The organism is Anaeromyxobacter sp. Red801, from assembly GCF_049201065.2.
GTDB lineage: Bacteria > Myxococcota > Myxococcia > Myxococcales > Anaeromyxobacteraceae > Anaeromyxobacter.
Genome location: NZ_CM181236.1, coordinates 3,482,444 through 3,499,526, shown reverse-complemented (window position 1 = coordinate 3,499,526; position 17,083 = coordinate 3,482,444). Strand labels below are relative to the sequence as shown.

Sequence of the window (17,083 nt, the reverse complement as noted above, 5' to 3'; positions counted from 1 at the left end):
CGAGCAGGTTTGGGGCTCGACGGCCGGGTTCCGATCTGCTTACTTCGCGCCCTCCTTTCCTCCGGATGTCCCAGATCCCCTCACCCAACGACCCCCCGTCAGCCGGCGCCGTGCCCACGTCCGGCGCCCCGGCCGGCCCCAGCGCCACGCCGGCCCCGTCGCCCACGGCCGGCTTCTCGCTGCCCGAGCACCGGCCGCCCCCGACCGGCAAGGCGCTCGCGGCGCTCGCCGTCGGCGCGCTCGGGGTCGTCTACGGGGACATCGGGACGAGCCCGCTGTACTCGCTGAAGGAGTGCTTCGGCGGGCCGCACGGCGTCCACCCGACCGACGCGAACGTGCTCGGCGTCCTCTCGCTGGTGTTCTGGGCGATGACGTTCGTGGTGACGTTCAAGTACATGTCGTTCGTCATGCGCGCGGACAACCGCGGGGAGGGCGGGATCCTCGCGCTCATGGCGCTGGTGGGGAAGACCGAGACCACGCGCCTCGGCCGGCGGGTGCTGCTCATGCTGGGCCTGTTCGGCGCCGCGCTGCTCTACGGCGACGGCATCATCACCCCGGCGATCTCGGTGCTGGGCGCGGTGGAGGGCGTCGCGGTCGCGGCGCCGGCCATGGAGCGGGTGGTGGTGCCCGCCACCGTGGTGATCCTGGTGTTCCTGTTCCTGTTCCAGAAGCAGGGCACGGCCAAGGTCGGCGCGGTGTTCGGCCCGGTCATGCTGGTGTGGTTCGCGACCATCGCTGTGCTGGGCGTGCGCGGCATCCTCCACGACCCGAGCATCCTGCGCGCGCTCGTGCCGACGCACGGGCTGTCGTTCTTCGCGCGGAACGGCTGGCACGGGTTCCTGGTGCTGGGCGGGGTGGTGCTCGTCATCACCGGCGGCGAGGCGCTCTACGCGGACATGGGTCACTTCGGGAAGCGCCCCATCCGCGTGGCCTGGCTGGGCTTCGCCATGCCGGCGCTGCTCGTCAACTACCTGGGGCAGGGCGCGCTGCTGCTCCACGACCCCGGCGCCGCCCGCAACCCGTTCTACCTGCTCGCGCCGGAGTGGGCGCTCTACCCCACCATCGCCATCGCCACCGCGGCGGCGATCGTCGCCTCGCAGGCCCTCATCTCCGGCGCGTACTCGCTCACGCAGCAGGCCATCCAGCTCGGCTACTCGCCGCGCGTCACCATCCGCCACACCTCGCAGCGCGAGATCGGCCAGATCTACCTGCCCGAGGTGAACTGGATGCTGGGGACCGCCTGCGTCGCGCTGGTGCTCGGGTTCCAGACCTCCTCCCGCCTCGCCTCCGCGTACGGCATCGCGGTCACCGGGACGATGATCGTCACCACGCTCCTGTTCCACCGGGTGATGCGCGACCGCTGGGGCTGGGCGCGCTGGAAGGCCTGGCCGCTCACGGTGCTGTTCCTCACGGTGGACGCGTCGTTCTTCCTCGCGAACGTGGTCAAGTTCCGCGACGGCGGCTGGTTCCCCATCGCCGCCGCGGCGCTGGTGTTCACGCTCATGTCCACCTGGAAGCGCGGCCGCGACGCGCTGGCGCTCATGCTGAAGGACGCCGGGCTCCCGCTCGACCTGTTCATGGCCGACGTGGCGCGCCGCAAGGTCCAGCGCGTGGCCGGGACCGCGGTGTTCATGACCTCGAACCCGGGCGGCGTCCCGCCGGTGCTGCTGCACCACCTGAAGCACAACAAGGTGCTGCACGAGCGCGTGATCCTGGTGTCGATCCTGGCGCACGAGATCCCGTTCGTGGCCGAGGCGGAGCGCGTGAACGCGCGCGAGCTGGGCAGCGGCTTCTACCAGGTGATCGCGCACTACGGGTTCATGGAGACGCCGGACGTGCCGGCCCTGCTCGACTCGCTCCCCCGCCGCGAGCTGGCCGGGCCCCGCCTCACCATCGTCCCCATGGAGACGACCTACTTCCTCGGGCGCGAGACGCTGCTCCCGAACGGTCCGTCGAACATCCCGACCTGGCGCAAGCGGCTGTTCATCGTGATGGCCCGCAACGCGCAGACCGCGAGCGCGTTCTTCGGCCTGCCGCCGAACCGCGTGGTGGAGATGGGCGCGCAGATCCAGCTGTAGCGCCGGGGGTCGAGCCGCATGCGCTGGCCGAACGCCCTCCGCTCGCTCCGCCAGCGCGACCTGCGGCTGTTCTTCGCCGGCCAGACCGTGTCGCTGGCCGGCAACTGGATGCAGTCCGTCGCCCAGGCCTGGCTGGTGTGGCGGCTCACCCGCTCGTCCCAGATGCTCGGCCTGGTCAACTTCCTCGGCCAGGTGCCGGTGTTCCTGTTCAGCGTCTGGGCGGGCTCGCTCGCCGACCGGTACCCGCGCCGGCGGATGGTGCTGCTCACCCAGAGCAACGCCATCGTGCAGTCGGTGCTGCTCGCGGCGCTCACGCTGGCCGGCGCGGTGCAGCCCTGGCACGTGATGGTGCTCGCCGCCATGCTGGGGCTCACCTACGCGTTCGAGATCCCGGCCCGGCAGGCGCTGCTCGCCGACATCGCCGGCAAGGACATGCCCAACGCGATCGCGCTCAACTCGTCGATCGTGAACGCCGCGCGCGCCGTCGGCCCGGCGCTGGCCGGCGTGCTGGTGGCGGCGCTGGGCGAGGGGGTGTGCTTCGGCCTGAACGCGCTGTCGTTCCTCGGGACCTACTACGCGCTCTGGGTGATGCGGCCGCCGCCGCAGCCGCCGCCCTCGCTCGGGCACCGCGCCCACCTGCTCGAGGGCATCGCCTACGCCGGCCAGACCGCGCACGTGCGCGCGCTGCTCGCGCTCCTCACGGTCTCGAGCTTCTTCGCCATGCCGTACCAGACGCTGCTGCCCGCCATCGCCGCCGACGTGCTGCACGGCGGCGCCTCGCTGTACGGCGCGCTCCTCGCCGCGGCCGGCGTCGGCGCGCTGGCCGGCGCGGTCCGGCTGCTGGTGCGCCGCAGCCTGCGCGGGCTGGGGCGGATCGTGGCGCTCGGGACGACGCTGCTCGGCCTGGGCGTGCTCGGCCTGTCGCTGTCGCGCCACCCGGCGCTCAGCGCGGCCGCGCTGCTCGTCACCGGCTTCGGCTTCGTCACCCAGACCGCCGGCACCATGACGCTGCTCCAGGGGCTCGCGCCGCCGGAGATGCGCGGGCGGGTGATGGGCCTGTTCTCGATGCTGTTCATGGGCGTGACGCCGTTCGGCTCGCTGGCGGCCGGGTTCGTGGCCCACCGGGCCGGCGTGCCGCGGACGCTCGGCGTCTCGGCCCTGGTCGTGCTCGCCGCCAGCGTCGCGTTCCACCTCGCGCTGCCGCGGCTGCGCAAGGTGGTGCTCGCCGAGCACCCGACGATGTTCCCGCCGGTCGCGAGCTGACCCGGAGCGGCCCGCGCGCCCGGCGCTGGACGCCGGTTCAGGCTGTGCTACGGTGCCTCGCGTGATCGTCCTCGGCATCGACCCCGGCTCCCGCCGCTGCGGCTACGGGGTCGTCGCGCGGGAGGGGGCCCGGCTGACGGTGGTCGAGTCCGGGGTGCTCGTCCCGGGCGATCTGCCCATGGCCCAGCGGCTCGGGCGCATCCTCGACGGCCTCGACGCGCTCATCGCCCGGGCCCGGCCCGCGGAGGCGTCGGTCGAGGCGGTCTTCTCCGGCGCCTCGCCGCGCTCGGCGCTGGTGCTCGGGCAGGCGCGCGGCGTCGCGCTCGCCGCCGCCGCGCGGGCCGGGCTCCCCGTCTTCGAGTACGCGCCGTCCGAGGTGAAGCTCGCCTTCACCGGCAACGGGCGCGCCGGCAAGGACCAGATGCTCCGCACCGCCCGCATGCTCCTCGGCGCGGCGCCCGGCCTCTCCGACGAGGCCGACGCGCTCGCCATCGCCGTGTGCCACCTGGCCCGGCGCGCCTTCGCGGTCCCCGCGGCCGGCGCCGGCCGCGCCGCGGCGGCCCGGGCGGCCGCGGCCCGGCTCCGCCCCTCGCGGCGCGATCACCGGGGGACGCCGTGATCGCGCGCCTGGCCGGGCGGATCGCCGAGAAGCGCGACGACCACGCCATCGTGGACGTGGGCGGGGTGGGCTACCTCGTGCACCTGTCGCAGCTCTCGCTGGCCTCGCTCCCGCCGCCGGGCGAGCCGGCCGCGCTCCGCGTCTACACCCACGTCCGCGAGGACGCGCTCGACCTGTACGGCTTCGCCACCGAGGACGAGGAGGCGGTGTTCCGCGCCCTCATCGACGTGAAGGGGGTGGGCCCGCGGGCGGCGCAGAACATCCTCTCCGGCATCGAGGCGCGCGAGCTGGCGCAGGCGGTGGCGCAGGGCGACGTGGCCCGGCTCACCAAGGTCCAGGGCATCGGGAAGAAGACCGCCGAGCGGCTGGTGGTGGAGCTGAAGGACAAGCTGGTGGCGCTGGCGCGCGCCGCCGGGCCCGCCCGCGCCGGCGCGGGGGCGGACGTCCTCGACCAGCTCCGGACCGCCCTGCTCAACCTGGGCTACCGGCCGCCGCAGGCCGAGGGCGTGGCGGAGGCGCTGCGCGACTCGGCCGAGGGACGGGCGCTGGACGAGCTCCTGCGCGAGGCGCTGAAGCTGCTGCGCGGGTAGGGAGCGACCATGACCGTGAAGCCGCTCCGCGAGGTCACCCCGAAGCCTTTGGAGGGCGAGGAGCGCCTGGAGCAGTCGCTCCGCCCCGCCACCTTCGACGACTACGTCGGCCAGGCGAAGATCGTCGAGAACGTGAAGGTGTACGCCGCCGCGGCCCGCCAGCGCGGCGAGTCGCTCGACCACGTGCTGCTCTCCGGCCCGCCCGGCCTGGGCAAGACCTCGCTCGCCCACATCCTGGCGCGCGAGCTGGGCGTCACGCTGCACGTGACGAGCGGCCCGGCGCTGGTGAAGAAGGGCGACCTGGCCGGCCTGCTCACCGCGCTCGCCCCGCGCGACATCCTCTTCATCGACGAGATCCACCGGCTCTCGCCCGCGGTCGAGGAGGCGCTCTACCCGGCCATGGAGGACTACCGCTTCGACGTGGTGCTCGGCGCCGGCCTCGGCGCCCAGACCATGGAGATGAAGCTGGAGCGCTTCACGCTGGTCGGCGCCACCACGCGCACCGGCCTGCTGGCGAGCCCGCTGCGCGACCGCTTCCCGATCCAGGAGCGGCTCGAGTACTACGGCCCGGCCGAGCTGAAGGAGATCGCGGTGCGGGCCGCGCGCAAGCTGGGGCTGCCGGTGGACGAGGAGGGCGCGGAGGAGCTGGCGCGCCGCGCCCGCGGGACGCCGCGCATCGCCATCCGGCTGCTGCAGCGCGCCCGCGACTTCGCGCAGGTGGAGGGGGACGGGCGGCTCACGCGCGAGGTGGTGGACCGCACGCTGCGCCGGCTGGAGGTTGACGCCCGCGGGCTCGACGCCATGGACCGCCGCATCCTGGCGGCGGTGATCGACACGTTCGGCGGCGGGCCGGTGGGCATCGACGCGGTGGCCGCCGCGGTGGGCGAGGAGTCGGGCACGCTCGAGGACGTGTACGAGCCGTTCCTGGTGCGCGAGGGCTACCTGGCGCGCACGCCGCGCGGCCGGGTGGCGCTGCCCGCCGCGTACGCGCACCTCGGGCGCGACCGCCCCGGCGGCAAGCAGGGCTCGCTGGTCTGACCGCGGCCGCGCGGCCTACCAGCTCACCCGGCGCGCGCGCCACGTCGGGCGCCGCCCGAGCAGCCGCACCAGCAGCCACCCCGCCACGAAGCCGCCCACGTGCGCGAACAGCGCCACCCCGGTGTTGCCGCCGAAGAAGATGGAGAGGACCTGCAGCAGGAACCACAGGCCGATGAAGAAGGCGGCCGGCACCGGGATGATGCGGATGAAGATCACGATGACGACCAGCGTGGTCACCCGGGCGCGCGGGAACAGCACCATGTAGGCGGCCAGCACGCCGGCGATGGCGCCGCTGGCGCCGACCATCGGGACCTCGAGATCGCCGGTGGCCGCCGAGGCGACCACCTGGACCACCGCCGCGACGACGCCGCAGGCGAGGTAGAAGAGCACGAAGCGCCCGCGCCCCAGCGCGTCCTCGACGTTGTTCCCGAAGATCCAGAGGAACAGCATGTTGGAGCCGACGTGGACCAGGCCGCCGTGCAGGAACATGGCGGTGAAGACGGTGAGCGGCGGGGGCACGAGGTCGCGCGGGTAGACGTCGGAGAACGTCAGGATCTCGAACGGCACCACGCCGCCGCGGAGCGCGGTGTCGCCCAGGCGCCCGGCCAGGTACTCCATGAGGCGACCCGAGGCGAGCGCGTCGGGCAGCGCGAGCACGTCCACCTGCCACAGGAACGCGAGCACGTTCGCCGCGATGAAGAGCAGGGTGACCGCCGGTGTGCGTTCGGTGGGGACGTCGTCGCTGAGCGGGATCACGTGGGCTCGCCTCGGCCGGCAATGCTATAAGGCCGCCCGCCCACCCGGTGACCCGATCGTCCGCTCTGACATCCGTGTCGTGCCGGTGTCGCTCGGAGGACGGGGTTCCGACACCCTCGCGGAGCGGCCTGACCCGGCCGCGGGAGGGTGCGGCGAAAAGGCTCGGTAGGAACGAGGGGTTAGCGGCGGTGCCGCCGCCCCATGAAGTGCCCGGAAATCGGGTTGATTGGCACGTCGATTGCTCGGAAGGGGGCCGCCCGGGCGACGCGCCCAGAACGGACTTGGACATGGCTTCCTGGAATCAGCGAACGGTCGCGAAGCGGGTCTCCTGCACGGGGGTGGGCCTCCACTCCGGCCGGCCCGCCACCCTGACGCTCGCGCCCGCCCCGGCCGACGCCGGCATCACCTTCGTCCGCATGGACCTCGGCGTGGAGATCCCCGCGCGCAACGAGCACGTGGTGGACACGATGCTCTCGACCTCCCTCGGCCGCGGCGGCGCCCGCGTGGCCACGGTCGAGCACGTCATGGCCGCGCTGCACGGCATGGGCATCGACGCCTGCCGCGTCGAGGTGGACGGTCCGGAGATCCCCATCCTCGACGGCTCCGCCGCGCCCTTCACCTGCCTGGTGCAGGAGGCCGGCGTGAAGGTGCTGCCCGCCGGCAAGCGCTACCTGGTCGTGGACCAGCCGGTCGAGATCCGCGACGGCGACAAGCTGGCGCGCCTCGAGCCCGCCGACGGCTTCTCGGTCTCCTTCACGGCCGACTTCGGCCACCCGCTCATCACCGACCAGTCGTTCCAGGTGAAGCTGGGCGAGCGCGCCTTCGAGCGCGAGGTGGCCCGCGCCCGCACGTTCTGCTTCCGCCGCGACATCGAGAAGATGCAGGCGATGGGGCTGGCCAAGGGCGGCAGCCTCGAGAACGCCATCGTGGTGGACGAGTTCTCGATCCTGAACCCCGAGGGGCTCCGCTTCCCGGACGAGTTCGCGCGGCACAAGGTCCTCGACGCGATCGGCGACCTGGCGCTGTTCGGGATGCCGGTGGTGGGCGCGCTCGTGGCGGTGAAGAGCGGCCACGCCATGAACCAGGCGCTCGTGAAGAAGGTGCTCGCCGACCCCGCCGCGCACCGCGTGGTCCGGGTGACCGGCGAGGCCGACGCGCCGGCGCTCCGCGCCAAGGTGCCGGCCCTCGCGATCCACGAGGGCTCCGCGGCCTAGCCGCCGCCCTCGTCGGCCGCCCCGCGCGCACGCGTTGGGGTGCTTCCGCCCGGGCCGCGCCACCGCGCAGCGCCGGGCGGTACGCTTCCGGGGTGGACCTCGTCCCCCGCCCGCTGCCCGCCGCGCCGCCCGCGATCCTCGACGCCGCCGGCGCGCCGTGCCTCGGCGCGTTCCGCGGCACCGTCGCCTCCGCGGCGCTCCGGCCGCTCGCGCGCCCCGGCCTCGCCGGCTCGGTCGCGCACCTCGCGCGCGCGAAGCGGTGGGTCTACGTGTTCGCGGCGGGCGAACGGGCCGCGCTCGGGCTGGCGGTGGTCGAGGCCGGGTGGTTCGCCGGCGCGTTCCTGTGGGCGCTGGACCGGGCCGCCGGGCGGATGCTGGCGGAGCGGCGCGGCTCGGGCCTGCCCGGGGTGAACGCGCGGGTGGACGAGCGGCCGTGGGGCGGCGCGAGCTGGCGCGGCGGCGGCCTGGAGCTCCGGATCGCGGGCGCGCCCGGCGCGCTCCGGGTCGAGGGGGCCGGCCGCGGCGGGCTCGCGCTGGACCTCTCGCTCGACGCCGGCGGCGCCCCCGCCCCGCTCACCGTGATCGCGCCGGTGCCCGGCGCCGGGCCGCGGCTCACCGAGAAGCGGGCGGGGCTGGCGGCGCGCGGCGCGGTGCGCCTGGGCGGCCGGACGCTGCCGCTCGACGGCGGCTCCGGCGGCGCGGACTTCACCGCCGGGCTGCTCGCCCGCCGCACCGACTGGCGCTGGGCCTTCGCGACCGGGCGCGCGGCCGGCGGCGCGCCGGTGGGGTTCAACCTGTGCGCCGGCTTCGGCCTCCCGCCCGGCGACGCCGCCGAGAACGCGCTGCTCGCCGCCGGCGGGCCGCACGCGCTGCCCGCGGTCGCGTTCGCGTTCGACCCGGCGCGCCCGCTCGACCCCTGGCGCGTGGAGAGCGCGGGCGGCGCGGTGCGCCTCGCGTTCCGGCCGGAGGCGGTCCACCGCGAGGACGTCGCGCTCGGCCTGGTGCGGACGCGCTTCGCGCAGGTGGCGGGGACGTTCGAGGGGGTGCTCCCCGCGCCCGGCGGCGGCGCGCTGGCCGTCGCCGGGCTGCCCGGGGTGGTCGAGGATCACCGCGCGGTCTGGTGATCAGCGCATGGGATCGTGGTGCGGCTCGCCCGGGCGGATCTCGCCCCGCCAGCCGCCGGACTCGACGCCGCGCTCCTCGACGTAGCGCTTGAAGCGCTCGAGGTCGCCCTCCACGCGCCGCGACACCACGCCGAGGACGTCGCCCACCTTCTCCACGAAGCCCTGCGGGTCGTACTCGAGCGCGAGCGTCACGCGGCAGCGCCCGTCGTCGACGGGGGTGAACGTCACGACGCCGCGGTTCACCGCGCCGCGGGTGTGCCGCCAGGCGATCTGCTGGTCGGGCATCTGCTGCACGATCTCGGCCTCCCACTCCTCGCGCTTGCCGCCGATCTTCGCGACCCAGTGCAGCGTCCGCTCGTCGAGCTGGTGCACCGCCTCGACGCCCTCCATGAAGCGCGGGAACTCCTCGAACTGCGTCCACTGGTCGTACACGGTCCGTACGGGCCGGTCGACCTCGATGCTCTTCTCCACGCGTGCCATGTCGTCCTCCTCGTACCCGCGAAGCTAGGCACGGACCGGGGAGGCGTCCCGGCGGGCGCGGCGGCGGGCGGCCGGAGGGACCCGGCCCGCCCACCGGGACGTGCGCTCGCGCACCGCCGGCCGAGGTGCACCGCGCCGGCGCGGCGCCGGGTGCGGGGCGTGGCCATCCTCGTGGACGTGCGCGCGGTGCGTGAGATCGAGGGCGGGGAGGCGGGGCGCAGGTGGGAGCGCCCGCTCGCGCTGGGCCAGGGCGCGTTCTACGCGGCCACCGGCGCCTGGCCGCTCGTCCACATGCCGAGCTTCGTGGCGGTCACCGGGCCCAAGCTCGAGCCCTGGCTCGTCCGGACGGTGGGCGTGCTCGTCGGCACGATCGGCGGCACGCTGCTCTCCGCCGGCGCGCGGCGCCGCATCACGCCCGAGGTCCGGTGGCTCGCGCTCGCGAGCGCGGCCGGCATCGCGGCGATCGAGCTCTGGTACGCCGGGCGGCGCCGCAGGATCGCGCCGGTGTACCTGCTGGACGGCGCCGGCGAGCTGGCGCTCGCGGCCGCGTGGGTGGCGCTCGGGGCCCGGCGGCGGGTTCGCGGCGGCGTGGCGAGGGTGGGTGGAGGCGGAGGCCGGCCGCACGGCCGGGAGGAGGAAGCGCGATGACGGGGAGCTGCGAGGTCTGCGGGAACGAGTACGACAAGGCGTTCGAGATCACTGCCGGCGGGAAGCGGCACGTGTTCGACAGCTTCGAGTGCGCCATCCAGGCGCTGGCGCCGCGCTGCGCGCATTGCGGGTGCAGGGTGATCGGGCACGGCACCGAGGCCGGCGGGCGCATGTTCTGCTGCGCGCACTGCGCCCACCACGCCGGCGCGCACGAGATCCAGGACCGGGTCCAGTAGTCGGGCCGCCGCCGCGGCGGGGCCCCGCGCCGCCTCAGCGGGCGCGGGCCCCGGCCGGCGCGGCGCGCGCCGGGGGTGGCCGCAGGTACCGGTCCACCACCGCCCGCCGCACCAGCGCCACCGCGAGCGTGCTCGCCGCCGCCGCGGCGGCCTTGCGCAGCACGCTCGGCTCGGCGCCCACGCGCTGCGGGTGATCGAGCAGCCGCGCCAGCGCGCGCCGCGCCTCGCGCGCGCGCACCGACGGGCGCTGCCGCTCGGAGCGGGCGCGCACCGCCATCGCGACCAGGCCGCCGATGACGAGCGCCGCGGCGCTCGCCGCGATCGCCACCGCCACCGGGTGGCGGCGCGCCTGCAGCCCGAGGTCGAAGAGCTCGCTCCGGCGGCGGTCGAGCTCGCCCACCAGCATCCCCAGCTCCCCGCGCAGCGCGTCGATCTCACCCGACACGCGGCGCACCTGCCCGTCGGCGCCCGGCGTCATGCCACCTGCTCCTTCGCCCAGCGGACGCCGTCCTGCAGCGACCGGCGGGTCGTGTCGAGCGGCTTGCGCACGCGGCGCCCCCAGCCCCACAGGCCGGCCGCGGTGCCGGCCGCGAGCACCACCGCGGCGACCACCAGCGCCGCCGCCCAGCCCGGCAGCAGGCCCGCCTCCATGAGCGCCAGCACCACCGCGGTGAGCAGGAGCTGCACGGTGAAGATCCCGCACAGGCCCGCCACGCCGAGGCCGCTCGCCATCTTCGCCTCGGCCCGCAGGTCGGCCCGGAGCTCGGCCTTGGCGAGCTCGACCTCCTTGCGGGCGAGCGCGCTCGCCTTGCGCGCCAGCTCCGACACCAGGTCGCGCGTCGGCAGCTGGCGGATCGCCTCGGTCGCGCCGCCCGGGTGCACGGGTGGGACATGCGTGGGCCGGCCGGGCCGGTGCTGCGCGGTCATGGCTCTCTCCCCCGGCGCGGTGAGTGCGCGCGCCGAGGACAAGGTGCGACCGCGGCGCAGGAGGCGCCACGCGCCGGAGGCGTGCGGCCGCCGCGGCGACGGGGTCGCGGGGCGCCGCCGCCCGGGGGCTCAGGCGCCGGCCGCCCGCTCGAGCTCCGCGGGGGCGGGCAGGCGCTGGCGCAGCGTCAGCACCGGGGCGAACAGGTCGCCGACGCGCTCGACCCGGCGGAGCACCGCCCCCGCCTCGAACACCAGCCCGCCCGCGTCGCCGGTCCGGGCCGCCTTCTCCACCTCGGCCCAGCGGAGCGGGGTCGAGACGGTGGGCCGCGGCCGCGCCCGGAGCGAGTAGACGCAGACGGTGGTCTTGTGCGGGTCGTTCTGGCTCCAGTCCACCAGCACCTTCCCGCCGCGGAGCGCCTTCGCCATCCGCTCGACCACGAGCTGCGGGTGGCGCCGCTCGAGCAGGCGGGCGACCGCGTGCGCGAACGGCTTCGTGTCCGCGTACGTCGCGCCGGAGAGCGGCACGTACAGCTGCATGCCCTTCGAGCCGGAGCTCTTCGGGAAGGCCTCCAGGGCGAGCGCGGCGAGCAGCCGGCGCAGCAGCAGCGCCACCTCGCAGCACGCGAGCAGGTCCGCGGGCGGGCCCGGGTCGAGGTCGAACACGAGCGCGGTGGGCCGCTCCACGTCGTCCACCAGCGACAGCGAGGGGTGGAGCTCCAGGTCGGCGATGCTGGCGAGCCACACCAGCGAGGGCAGGTCGTCCACCACGCAGTAGTCGATGTAGTCCTGGTTGCCCTCGCTCCAGATCGCCTCGGTGCGGAACCAGTCCGGGCGGTGGCGCGGGCAGCGCTTCTCGTAGAAGTGCGGGCCGTCCACGCCCTCCGGGTAGCGCTTCAGCGTGAGCGGCCGGTCGCGCAGGTGCGGCAGGAGCACGGGCGCGACGCGGCGGTAGTAGTCCACCACCTCGCCCTTGGTGAAGCCGGCCTCCGGGTAGAAGACCTTGTCGAGGTTGCGGAGGAGGATCCGCCGCCCCTCCACCTCGACCTCCACGCCCTGCTGCGCGCGCGCCATCGATCACCCGCGCTTCTTGCGCGACGCGCGCGCGGCGCGGGGCCGGGCCGCCGTGCGGGCCGCGGCCGCCGCGGCGTGGCGCCGCTCGCCGCGCGCCGGCGCCTCGTGCTCGCCGTCCCGCCGGCGAGCCGCGGCCAGGCTGGCCGAGAGCGCGTCGGCGAGGCTCACCACCTCCGCGCCGGCCGGCTCGGCGGTGGGCGCCTCGATGGTCTGGCCCTCGGCCTTGCGCTCGATGAGCTCGAGCACCCGCTCGCGGCGCAGGTCCGGGTAGCGCTCGGGCTCGAACGGCCCGGAGAGCGACGCCACCAGCTGCTCCGCCATCTGCAGCTCGCGCGAGGACGGCTCGCCCGCCTCCGGCAGCTCCAGCGAGGCCGGCGAGTCGATCTCGTCGGCGCGGTTCATGGTGGAGAGCGCCAGCGCGCCGCCGGCCGCCGGGCGCACGCAGCAGAGCGACTCCCGGGTGCGCAGCACGGCGGTGGCGATGGCCACCTTGCCCGCCTTGCGCATGGCGTCTCCGAGCAGCCGGTACGCCTTCGCCGCGCTGCGGTCTGGCACGAGGTAGTAGCTCGCCTCGAAGTAGGCCGGGTCGATCTCGGAGAGCTCGACGAAGTCGTGGATCTCCACGGTGCGCGTGGCCTTCGGGTCGAACGCCTCCAGCTCCTCGCGCGTCACCGTGACGTAGCGGCCGGGCGACACCTCGTACCCCTTCACGATGTGCTCGTAGGGGACCTCCTTCTCCTCGCTCGAGCAGAAGCGGCGCAGCTGGATGCGGGCGCCGTCCGCGTCGTGCAGCATGTGGAACCGGACCTCCTTCTGGTGCACCGCGGTGTAGAGCTTCACCGGGATGTTCACCAGGCCGAAGGTCAGCGCGCCGCTCCAGATCGCCCTCGCCATCGGGATGCCTCCGGACGAACGTTCCATCCCCCGGCCGGCGCCGGCAACGCGCGCGGGCGAGGGACGGGGTTCACCTGGGCTGGTGATAGCCCCAGCTTGCGAGGAGAGGAGGGGACCATGAAGGGCGAGCCCAAGGATCGGCCACGCAAGGACCCCGGCAAGGCGCCGCGCACCGACCTCCCGCCCAGGCGGGAGCCCTACGACGAGGGGTACTTCGGCACCGGGGAGGAGGAGGGCGTGGAGCGCGAGCGGCAGGCGCCCGAGCCCGGCCGGGATCGAGGGCGCGAGCGCTAGGGCGGATGCCCCCTTGGCCGGGCCGGCGCGCTGCTGCATGCTGCGCGCCGATGGGGGCCCGCGTCGACGTCGCCGATCTCCGGGGGTGGGGCCGGCTCGCGTTCGACGCGACGCTCGGCGTGACGGCGGTGGTCGAGGCGATGCACCACAACATCGCGCGCGGGCCGTGGTTCCTCGACGCGCCGGGGAGCGCGCGCACCCGCGGCCTCACCGGCCTCGTGTACGGCGCAGTCCGGGGCGTGACGCGGCTGGCGGGGGAGGGGTACGACGCCGCGGTCTCCCGGCTCCCCGGCCGCGCCGGGGCCAGCTCGGCCGGGCGCGAGGCGGTGCTCGCCGCCCTGAACGGCGTGCTCGGGGATCACCTCGCCGCCACCGGGAACCCGCTCGCGATCCCGATGCGGCTGTGCTTCGAGGGCAGGCCGGTCGAGCTGGAGCGGGCGGCGCTGGCGGAGGCGATCCCGGGGGCGACCTCGAAGGTGGTGGTGCTCGTGCACGGGCTCTGCACGAACCCGCAGCGCTGGTGCCGCCGCGGCCACGACCACGGCGCCGCGCTCGCGCGCGACCTCGGGTACACGCCGCTCTACCTGCACTACAACAGCGGCCTCCACGTCTCCACCAACGGCCGGGCGTTCGCCGGGATCCTGGAGGCGCTCCAGCGCGCCTGGCCCGTCCCGCTGCGGGACCTCACCGTCCTGGGCCACAGCATGGGCGGCCTCGTCGCGCGCAGCGCCTGCCACCACGGGACGGCGGCCGGGCACGCCTGGCCCGAGCGCCTGACGAACGCGATCTTCCTCGGGACGCCGCACCACGGGGCGGCCCTGGAGCGCGGCGGCAACTGGGTGGACGTGGTCCTCGGCGTCAGCCCCTACACCGCGCCGCTGGCGCGCGTCGGGCGGATCCGCAGCGCCGGCATCACCGACCTGCGCCACGGGAGCCTGCTCGACGAGGACTGGCAGGGCCGGGATCGCTTCGCGTCGTGGCGCGATCCGCGCCGCCCGGTCGCGCTGCCCCCCGGCGTCCGGTGCCTCGCGATCGCCGGGACGAGCGCGCGCCGGAGGAGCGCCGCGGCCGACCTCCTCGGCGACGGGCTGGTCCCGCTCGCGAGCGCGCTGGGCCGGCACCGGGACCCCGCGCGCACGCTCGCGTTCGGGGCCGGGGGCCGCGCGATCGCGCGCGGCGTGGGCCACCTCGACCTGCTCTGCGATCCGGGCGTCTACGAGCGCGTGCGCCGGTGGCTCGCACCCCAGCGCCGGGCCGGCGGGCCGGCTACCAGCTCCCGAACCGGCGCCGCGCGTCGGCGGTGAGCGCGTCGCGGTGCTTCGGGTGCGCCACGGCGATGAGCGCGGCGGCGCGCTGGCGCAGGTTCTTGCCGAACAGGTCGGCGATGCCGTGCTCGGTGACCACGAAGTGGACGTGCGCGCGGGTGGTGACCACGCCCGCGCCCGGGCGCAGCACCGGGACGATGCGCGACTCGCCGGCGGCGTTCGTGGAGGGCAGCGCGATGATGGGCTTGCCGCCCTCGGACAGGGCCGCGCCGCGGATGAAGTCCATCTGGCCGCCCACCCCGGACACCTGCCGCTCGCCCACCGAGTCGGCGCACACCTGGCCGGTGAGGTCCACCTCGATGGCGCTGTTGATGGCGGTGACCTTGGGGTTGCGGCGGATGACGGCCGTGTCGTTCACGTAGGCGATGTCGAGCATCGCGACGAGCGGGTTGTCGTCCAGGAAGTCGTACAGGCGGCGGGTGCCGTGCGCGAACCCGGCCACGATCTTGCCGGGGTGGACGCGCTTCGCCTCGCCGGTGATGACGCCCTTCTCCACCAGGTCCACCACGCCGTCGGAGATCATCTCGGTGTGGATGCCGAGGCGGTGGTGGTCGCCCAGCGCGGCGAGGGTGGCCTGCGGGATGGCGCCGATGCCGAGCTGCAGGCAGGCGCCGTCGTCCACCAGCTCGGCGCAGTGCCGGCCGATGGCGCGCTCGACCTCGGTGAGCGCGCGCACCGGCGCCTCGTGGATGGGCTCGTCCACCTCCACCATGTAGTCGATCGCGTCCACGTGGATGAGGCCGTCGCCGTGGGTGCGCGGCATGCGCGGGTTCACCTGCGCGATCACCGTCCGCGCGGTCTGCACCGCGGCGCGGCTCACGTCCACCGACACGCCCAGCGAGCAGAAGCCGTGGCGGTCCGGCGGCGAGACGTGCACCAGCGCCACGTCGAGCGGCAGGATCCCGGAGCGGAAGAGCTGCGGCACCTCGGAGAGGAACACCGGCAGGTAGTCGCCGCGCCCCTCCTCGATGGCCTTGCGCACGTTGGGCCCGACGAACAGCGCGTTCACGCGGAAGTGCCGGGCCATCTCGGGCGCGGCGTACGGCGCGTCGCCCTCGGTGTGGATCGAGACGATCTCGACCACGCTCAGCTCGGGCGCGCGCGCGGTGAGCGCCTCGATCAGCCGGCGCGGGGCCGCGGCGACGCTGTGCACGAACACCCGGTGGCCGGACTTGACGACCGAGACGGCCTCCTCGGCGGAGACGATGCGGCTCATCGGCAGGGCTCTCCTCTCGAGCAGGGTCGGTGCGGCGCGCCAGTGTACCAGCGGGGGGCGCGCCTTTGCACCCGGGCCGGTGCCCCACCGCCGTCCTGGGCGCGGCGCGTCAGGAGCGCATGTCCCAGGCCAGCTTGACGGCCAGGGCGAGCGTCACCAGGACCACCGTGCGCCGGACCAGCGCGTCGCCGCGCCGGACCGCGAGGTGCGCGCCGATCCACCCGCCGGCCAGCTGGGCGGCCGCCATGGGCACCGCGATCCGCCAGACCACCACGCCCTTGATCGAGAACAACGTCACCGCGGCCAGGTTGGACGCGAAGTTCACCACCTTCGCGCCGGCCGAGGCGTGCGCCAGCCCGTCGCCGAGCAGCGCCACGAACGCGACGATGAGGAACGTGCCGGTGCCCGGGCCGAAGAAGCCGTCGTAGGCGCCGATGGCGACCGCGATGGCGCCGGCGACGAGCGGCGCCGCCGGGCGCCGCGCGCCGTCCGGGCGGGCGGGGGGACCGCGGCGCAGCCCGACGAACAGCGCGGCGGACGCGAGCAGCGCCAGCACCACCGGCCGCAGCGCGGCCGGGGGCACGAGCAGCACCAGCCCGGCGCCGGCGAGCGAGCCGGCCAGCCCCAGCGGGAAGGTGAGCCGCGCGCGCCGCCCGTCCACCATCCCGGCCCGCGAGAAGCGCACCAGCGCCGCGAACGAGCCGAACACCGACTGGCCCTTGTTCGTGCCGAGCGCGAGGTGCGGCGGGAGCCCGGTCCAGAGCAGCGCGGGGAGGGTCAGCAGCCCGCCGCCGCCCGCGATGGCGTCCACCACGCCCGCGAGCAGGGCGACGGCGGTGAGCGGGACGAGCTGTGCGAGGCCGGCCTCGGGCATGGCGCGCGGTTCTACCACGCGCCGGCCCGGGCGCGCGGTTCACCGTGCGTTGCGCTCCACCGCGTCGATGAGCTCGCCGAGGCCGATCGGCTTGTAGAGGATCTCGCGGGCGGTGAGCGGCGCGCCGTCGAGCCCGCGGCTCGCGGTCATCACCACCACCGGGATGTCGCGGAGCCGGTCGTCGCGGAGCTGCGCCTCCCGGAACTGCCAGCCGTTCATCTCCGGCATCATCAGGTCGAGCAGGATGAGGCTCGGGTCGCCGCCGTGCCGCAGGTAGTCGAGCGCCTCGCGCCCGTTCTCGAACAGGCGCGGCTCGTACCCCTCCTCCTCGAGCAGCTCGCCGAGCGTCTCGCGGAGGTCGGGGTCGTCGTCCACGACGACGATGGTTTCGTGGTGGTCCGCCATGTGCGCTCGACTCGTAAAGCCCCGGGCGGCG

General features: G+C 75.4%; 20 protein-coding genes. 11 read left to right on the top strand and 9 right to left on the bottom strand.

What is annotated here, in order from left to right:
* Positions 1-65 precede the first annotated feature (65 nt).
* The 5 genes from ACOQFB_RS16140 to ruvB all read left to right on the top strand — a co-directional run bounded on the left by ACOQFB_RS16140 (position 66) and on the right by ruvB (position 5,588).
* Positions 66-2,078 (top strand): potassium transporter Kup, encoded by a 2,013-nt coding sequence (locus ACOQFB_RS16140; RefSeq protein WP_421609398.1) that lies wholly within the window; start codon positions 66-68, stop codon positions 2,076-2,078.
* An 18-nt stretch (positions 2,079-2,096) separates the two neighbouring features.
* On the top strand, positions 2,097-3,341 hold the full coding sequence (locus ACOQFB_RS16135) for an MFS transporter (RefSeq protein ID WP_059437701.1): 1,245 nt from the start codon (positions 2,097-2,099) through the stop codon (positions 3,339-3,341).
* A gap of 61 nt (positions 3,342-3,402) precedes the next feature.
* Positions 3,403-3,960, top strand: coding sequence for a crossover junction endodeoxyribonuclease RuvC (gene ruvC, locus ACOQFB_RS16130; protein WP_011420009.1), 558 nt, complete (start codon positions 3,403-3,405; stop codon positions 3,958-3,960).
* Positions 3,957-4,550: a Holliday junction branch migration protein RuvA gene (gene ruvA / locus ACOQFB_RS16125; RefSeq protein ID WP_059437702.1), complete on the top strand. Its 594-nt coding sequence runs from the start codon at positions 3,957-3,959 to the stop codon at positions 4,548-4,550. Before ruvC ends, ruvA begins: the two co-directional genes overlap by 4 nt.
* 9 nt (positions 4,551-4,559) lie before the next feature.
* Entirely contained in the window at positions 4,560-5,588 is a 1,029-nt protein-coding gene (ruvB, locus tag ACOQFB_RS16120) for a Holliday junction branch migration DNA helicase RuvB (RefSeq protein ID WP_421609397.1), read from the top strand.
* A gap of 15 nt (positions 5,589-5,603) precedes the next feature.
* On the opposite strand, the gene ACOQFB_RS16115 is transcribed toward ruvB, so the two are convergent.
* A complete protein-coding gene (locus ACOQFB_RS16115) occupies positions 5,604-6,344 on the bottom strand; it encodes a rhomboid family intramembrane serine protease (protein ID WP_059437704.1) in 741 nt (246 codons plus the stop codon).
* Between the two features lie 287 nt (positions 6,345-6,631).
* Between ACOQFB_RS16115 and lpxC the strand changes: the two genes are divergently transcribed.
* Both lpxC and ACOQFB_RS16105 read left to right on the top strand, forming a co-directional pair.
* The gene (gene lpxC / locus ACOQFB_RS16110; RefSeq protein ID WP_011420013.1) at positions 6,632-7,558 is read left to right on the top strand and encodes a UDP-3-O-acyl-N-acetylglucosamine deacetylase; all 927 of its coding nucleotides are present in this window, start codon (positions 6,632-6,634) and stop codon (positions 7,556-7,558) included.
* Positions 7,559-7,650: 92 nt separating this feature from the next.
* Positions 7,651-8,682, top strand: coding sequence for a DUF2804 domain-containing protein (locus ACOQFB_RS16105; RefSeq protein ID WP_421609396.1), 1,032 nt, complete (start codon positions 7,651-7,653; stop codon positions 8,680-8,682).
* Here ACOQFB_RS16105 and ACOQFB_RS16100 read toward each other — a convergent pair whose 3' ends face one another.
* Entirely contained in the window at positions 8,683-9,162 is a 480-nt protein-coding gene (locus tag ACOQFB_RS16100) for an SRPBCC family protein (RefSeq protein WP_421609395.1), read from the bottom strand.
* A gap of 159 nt (positions 9,163-9,321) precedes the next feature.
* Here ACOQFB_RS16100 and ACOQFB_RS16095 point away from each other — a divergent pair, with 159 nt between their 5' ends.
* Positions 9,322-9,810, top strand: coding sequence for a hypothetical protein (locus ACOQFB_RS16095; protein WP_059439535.1), 489 nt, complete (start codon positions 9,322-9,324; stop codon positions 9,808-9,810).
* Complete coding sequence (locus tag ACOQFB_RS16090) at positions 9,807-10,046, top strand: metallothionein (protein ID WP_059439531.1); 240 nt, start codon at positions 9,807-9,809, stop codon at positions 10,044-10,046. The genes ACOQFB_RS16095 and ACOQFB_RS16090 overlap by 4 nt, the downstream gene beginning before the upstream one ends.
* A gap of 34 nt (positions 10,047-10,080) precedes the next feature.
* Here the strand turns inward: ACOQFB_RS16090 and ACOQFB_RS16085 are convergent, their stop codons facing one another.
* From ACOQFB_RS16085 to ku, 4 genes are all read right to left on the bottom strand, one after another.
* The gene (locus tag ACOQFB_RS16085) at positions 10,081-10,524 is read right to left on the bottom strand and encodes a hypothetical protein (protein ID WP_059439532.1); all 444 of its coding nucleotides are present in this window, start codon (positions 10,522-10,524) and stop codon (positions 10,081-10,083) included.
* Positions 10,521-10,973: a phage holin family protein gene (locus ACOQFB_RS16080; RefSeq protein ID WP_059439533.1), complete on the bottom strand. Its 453-nt coding sequence runs from the start codon at positions 10,971-10,973 to the stop codon at positions 10,521-10,523. The genes ACOQFB_RS16085 and ACOQFB_RS16080 overlap by 4 nt, the downstream gene beginning before the upstream one ends.
* Positions 10,974-11,102: 129 nt before the next feature.
* Positions 11,103-12,044 carry a non-homologous end-joining DNA ligase gene (gene ligD / locus ACOQFB_RS16075; RefSeq protein WP_421609394.1) on the bottom strand — a complete coding sequence of 314 codons (942 nt, stop codon included), beginning with the start codon at positions 12,042-12,044 and terminating at the stop codon, positions 11,103-11,105.
* Between the two features lie 3 nt (positions 12,045-12,047).
* Positions 12,048-12,938, bottom strand: coding sequence for a non-homologous end joining protein Ku (ku, locus tag ACOQFB_RS16070; protein WP_421609393.1), 891 nt, complete (start codon positions 12,936-12,938; stop codon positions 12,048-12,050).
* A 117-nt stretch (positions 12,939-13,055) separates the two neighbouring features.
* Between ku and ACOQFB_RS16065 the strand changes: the two genes are divergently transcribed.
* Positions 13,056-13,232, top strand: coding sequence for a hypothetical protein (locus tag ACOQFB_RS16065; RefSeq protein ID WP_193388359.1), 177 nt, complete (start codon positions 13,056-13,058; stop codon positions 13,230-13,232).
* Positions 13,233-13,282: 50 nt separating this feature from the next.
* Positions 13,283-14,536 carry an esterase/lipase family protein gene (locus ACOQFB_RS16060; protein ID WP_421609392.1) on the top strand — a complete coding sequence of 418 codons (1,254 nt, stop codon included), beginning with the start codon at positions 13,283-13,285 and terminating at the stop codon, positions 14,534-14,536.
* Here the strand turns inward: ACOQFB_RS16060 and ACOQFB_RS16055 are convergent.
* From ACOQFB_RS16055 to ACOQFB_RS16045, 3 genes are all read right to left on the bottom strand, one after another.
* Positions 14,499-15,773 (bottom strand): acetyl-CoA hydrolase/transferase family protein, encoded by a 1,275-nt coding sequence (locus ACOQFB_RS16055; protein WP_059437972.1) that lies wholly within the window; start codon positions 15,771-15,773, stop codon positions 14,499-14,501. The two genes, ACOQFB_RS16060 and ACOQFB_RS16055, sit on opposite strands and share 38 nt — an antisense overlap.
* A gap of 109 nt (positions 15,774-15,882) precedes the next feature.
* Positions 15,883-16,647, bottom strand: coding sequence for a TSUP family transporter (locus ACOQFB_RS16050; RefSeq protein ID WP_059437973.1), 765 nt, complete (start codon positions 16,645-16,647; stop codon positions 15,883-15,885).
* 39 nt (positions 16,648-16,686) lie between these two features.
* Positions 16,687-17,052 carry a response regulator gene (locus ACOQFB_RS16045; RefSeq protein ID WP_011420025.1) on the bottom strand — a complete coding sequence of 122 codons (366 nt, stop codon included), beginning with the start codon at positions 17,050-17,052 and terminating at the stop codon, positions 16,687-16,689.
* Between the last annotated feature and the right edge of the window lie 31 nt (positions 17,053-17,083).